Consider the following 3,961-nt stretch of genomic DNA (forward strand, 5'->3'; position numbering starts at 1 on the left):
GCCGGCGTCCCGCACGCGCTGGTGGCCGCGGTCGGCTGGTGGGAACTGGCGGGCGCGTGCGCGGCCGTCGCCGTGGTCATCGTCAGGCACGCCGTCGCCGCGCACGCGCTCCGCACGCACGCGCTCCGTGCGCACGGGCTCCTCGCGCACGCGCCCGCCCGCGGCCGCCCTGTCCGTGGGTAAGCTTCTTGGCGGTAGCTAGTTCCCCGGAGCGGCGGTCGGCGCGTGGCGTGCACTGCCCGCGTGCTGCCTGACTGCGAAAAAAAGAATGCAAGGAGCAGTAGTGCCCGAGCGCACCCTTATCCTGGTCAAGCCCGACGCCGTCCGGCGTAACCTGATTGGTGAGGTAATCTCCCGAATTGAGCGCAAGGGGCTCCGGGTCATTGCCATGGACCTGCGGACAATCGACCGTGAGACCGCCGAGGCGCACTATGCCGAACACGCAGGAAAGCCCTTCTTCGCCGGGGTCGTGAACTTCATCACCTCAGCCCCTGTGGTTGCGCTCGTGGCCGAGGGCGAGCGGGCCGTCGAGGCGTTCCGCGCGCTGGCCGGGGCGACCGATCCGGTGAAGGCTCTGCCCGGGACGATCCGCGGCGACTACGCCCTGGAGGTCGCGGCGAACATGGTGCACGGCTCCGACTCGCCCGAGGCGGCGGAACGGGAAATTAAGATCTTCTTCCCGGAACTCGTTTAGCCACTCGCTCGTCAGCCAAGTAAGAGAGTAGGCCGGCGCGGGACGGGCGAAAGCGGGCAAATGCCGCGAATGCGTAGCGTGCAGCGATGCGGTACGCAGCGCCATGAAATAGCATGGTCGCGTGCAAAGCGGAGCCAAGAACGCGATCCGGTCATGGTTAAGAATTCACGAAGAATTGTCTAGGCGTTTGTTGCGCCCGGATCGGCTCAGATCGGAAGGGTGGCCCGGTTCCCGATGAGCAGTGCGCTGACGTTTCTCGGCCGTGACATGGCGGTGGACCTCGGCACCGCCAACACGCTGGTGTACGTGCGCGGTCGGGGGATCGTGCTGAACGAACCGTCGGTGGTGGCGCTTAATACCAATAACGGGCAAATCGTGGCCGTCGGGGTCGAGGCTAAACGGATGATCGGCCGCACCCCTGGCAACATCGTGGCGGTCCGGCCGCTCAAGGACGGCGTGATCGCGGACTTCGACGTCACCGAGCGCATGCTCAGGTACTTCATCCAGAAGGTGCACAGGCGCACCAGGATGGCCAAGCCCCGGATCGTCGTCGCCGTGCCGAGCGGCATCACCGGCGTCGAGCAGTCCGCGGTCAAGGAGGCCGGGCACCAGGCCGGGGCGCGGCGGGTGTACATCATCGAGGAGCCGATGGCCGCGGCGATCGGCGCCGGCCTGCCGGTCAACGAGCCGACAGGGAACATGGTCGTGGACATCGGCGGCGGCACCACCGAGGTCGCGGTGATCTCGCTCGGCGGCATCGTCACCAGCCAGTCCATCCGCGTCGGCGGGGACGAACTCGACCAGGCGATCATCACGTTCGGCAAGAAGGAGCACTCGCTGATGCTCGGCGAGCGGACGGCCGAGGAGATCAAGGTGGCGCTCGGCTCGGCGTTCCCCGCGGCCGACGAGCCGCACGCGGAAATCAGGGGACGAGACCTGGTCAGCGGCCTGCCCAAGACCGTGGTGATCTCCGCGGCGGAGGTGCGCAGGGCCATCGAGGAGCCGCTGAACCTGATCATCGACGCGGTGAAGTCGACGCTGGACAAGTGCCCGCCCGAGCTCGCCGGCGACGTGATGGATCGCGGCATCGCGCTGACCGGCGGCGGAGCCCTGCTGCGCGGCCTGGACCAGCGGATCCGCGAGGAGACTGGCATGCCGGTGCACATCGCGGACAGCCCGCTTGAGTCGGTGGTGCTCGGCACGGGCAAGTGCGTCGAGGACTTCGACACGCTGCGCCAGGTCCTGGTTCCCGACCACAGACGCTAGACGACGACCGTCAGCCGGCGACAGGCCGGACGGCTAGCAGTGACGGGAGCTGCGCTGTGCACGAATCACGATGGACGCGCCCGGTTCTGGTCGTGCTGCTTGTCGTCGCGATCGCGCTGATCACGCTCGACTTCCGCGACGGCGGCGAGTCGCCGGCGCACACGCTCGGCGCCGATGTGTTCGCGCCCGTGGAGCGGGTGGCCGGCGACGTGGTCAATCCGATCGCCGGCTTCTTCCACGCCGCGGGCAGCAACGACAGCGCCGAGATAGCCGCCCTGCAGCGGCAGAACGACCAGCTCCGGGCCGAACTCGCCAATAACCAGGTCAGCGAGGCCGACGCGGCGCAGCTGAGCACGCTGCTCCGGCTGAGCGGCGCCGGCGGCTACCGGGTGGTCGCCGCGAGCGTGATCGCGGCGGGCGGCGAGTACTCCGACACGGTGACGATCGACGCGGGCAGCCGCGAGGGCGTTGCCGTGAACGAGACCGTGCTCAACGGCGACGGCCTGGTCGGCACGGTCACCGCGGTGACGGGAGACAGCGCGACCGTCCAGCTGCTCACCGACGCCGCGAGCACGGTGGGCGTGCGGACCGCGGACACGGACCAGATAGGCGCGCTGTCCGGCAGCGGCGCGACGATGTCGGCCTCGGACGACCTGCGGCTCACGCTGTTCAGCGCGACCGCGGTGCTGCACACGGGGGAGACGCTGGTCACGTTCGGCTCGGTGGGCGGCAGTCCCTACGTGGCGGGCGTGCCGGTCGGCGCGGTCGTCAGCGTGACCAGCCAGCCGGGGTCGCTGACGCAGACCGCGCTCGTGCGGCCGTTCGCCGACTTCACCGGGCTTGGCGTGGTCGGCGTGGTGGTCCCGGTCCCGCGGCACACCGCGAAGGCGAAAGCGCGCACATGATCGCCCGCCGGGTGCTGCTCAGCCCGATTCTCGTCTTCGCCGCGGTGATCGGCCAGCTCACCGTCGTCAACAGGGCGCCGCTGCCCGGCGCCGCCGTGCCCAGCCTGGTGCTGCTCGTCGTGACCGCGCTCGGCGTGACCGCCGGGCCCGTGACCGGCATGCTGGCCGGCTTCGGCGGCGGCCTCGCGCTGGACGTCGCGCCGCCCGGCGGGCACCTGGCGGGGGAGTACGCGCTCGTTTACTGCCTCGCCGGCTACGCCTGCGGCCGGATCCGCGAGGCCGCGCAGGGCGGGTCCGCGCAGCGGCACGAACTCACCTCGCTGACCGTCATGGCGCTCGGCGTGGCGGCGGGCGAGGCGGGCACGGCCGGCCTTGGCATGATGCTCAGCGACCCGAACGTGACCGGTCCGGCGATCAGCCACCTGCTGCCCGCCACGATCGTCTACGACCTGCTCCTTTGCCCGTTCGCGCTGTGGCTGGTGTCGGCGGCGGTCGGCCGCCCCGCGTACGAGCGCGCGCCGCGCACGCACACGCGGGCGATCCCGCTGGCCGCCGCGTTCCGGCAGGCGTCGGCGGGCGCCGCGCCCAGGCTGCGGCTGGCCGGCAGCACAGCGCCGCTGAGCCCGCCCCCCCTGCGCCAGGAGCCACGGCTGCGGCTCGCGTCCGGCCGCTCGTCCTCATCATTCCGAACGAGCGCCGCCTTCTCCACGGCGCAACCCGCTCTGGGCGGTGGCCGGCCGGTGAAGGTGAACTTCACCGCGGGCCGCGGCAACCAGCTCGGCGGGGTGTCCGCGCTGCGCCAGTCGGCCGCCCGGCCGGGCTCCTCGCCCGGCAAGGGCTGGCTCCGCGCGGGCACGCAGGTAACTCCTGTCACGTGGACGGGAAGGTCGCCTGGCAAGGGCTGGCTGCGCGGGGGCGCGCTCGCCCCCGCCCCCGCCTGGGCGGGCAGCTCGCCAGGCAAGGGCTGGCTGCGCGTGGGCACCCCGATCGCCCCGATGGCCTGGCAGGGCAGGTCGCCGGGCCGGGGCTGGCTCCGCACGGGCACGCCCGTCGCCGCCCTCACCGGGCAGGGCAGCTCGCTGGGCCGGGGCTGGCT

At 71.6% G+C, this 3,961-nt stretch carries 5 protein-coding genes; all 5 read left to right on the forward strand.

The annotated features are described in order from the left end of the window. A partial coding sequence (locus Q1N79_RS12235; RefSeq protein WP_300608468.1) for a hypothetical protein occupies nucleotides 1-183 on the forward strand: 183 nt, incomplete at its 5' end. Between the two features lie 100 nt (nucleotides 184-283). After that, complete coding sequence (gene ndk, locus Q1N79_RS12240) at nucleotides 284-694, forward strand: nucleoside-diphosphate kinase (RefSeq protein ID WP_300608470.1); 411 nt, start codon at nucleotides 284-286, stop codon at nucleotides 692-694. A gap of 234 nt (nucleotides 695-928) precedes the next feature. Further along, nucleotides 929-1,960: a rod shape-determining protein gene (locus Q1N79_RS12245; protein WP_300608472.1), complete on the forward strand. Its 1,032-nt coding sequence runs from the start codon at nucleotides 929-931 to the stop codon at nucleotides 1,958-1,960. A 56-nt stretch (nucleotides 1,961-2,016) separates the two neighbouring features. After that, a complete protein-coding gene (gene mreC / locus Q1N79_RS12250; protein WP_300608473.1) occupies nucleotides 2,017-2,865 on the forward strand; it encodes a rod shape-determining protein MreC in 849 nt (282 codons plus the stop codon). Further along, nucleotides 2,862-3,961, forward strand: a 1,100-nt coding sequence (mreD, locus tag Q1N79_RS12255; protein WP_300608474.1) for a rod shape-determining protein MreD, incomplete at its 3' end; no start/stop codon positions are given. The genes mreC and mreD, both read left to right, overlap by 4 nt.

The organism is Trebonia sp. (assembly GCF_030042015.1).
Taxonomy (GTDB): Bacteria; Actinomycetota; Actinomycetes; order Streptosporangiales; family Streptosporangiaceae; genus Trebonia.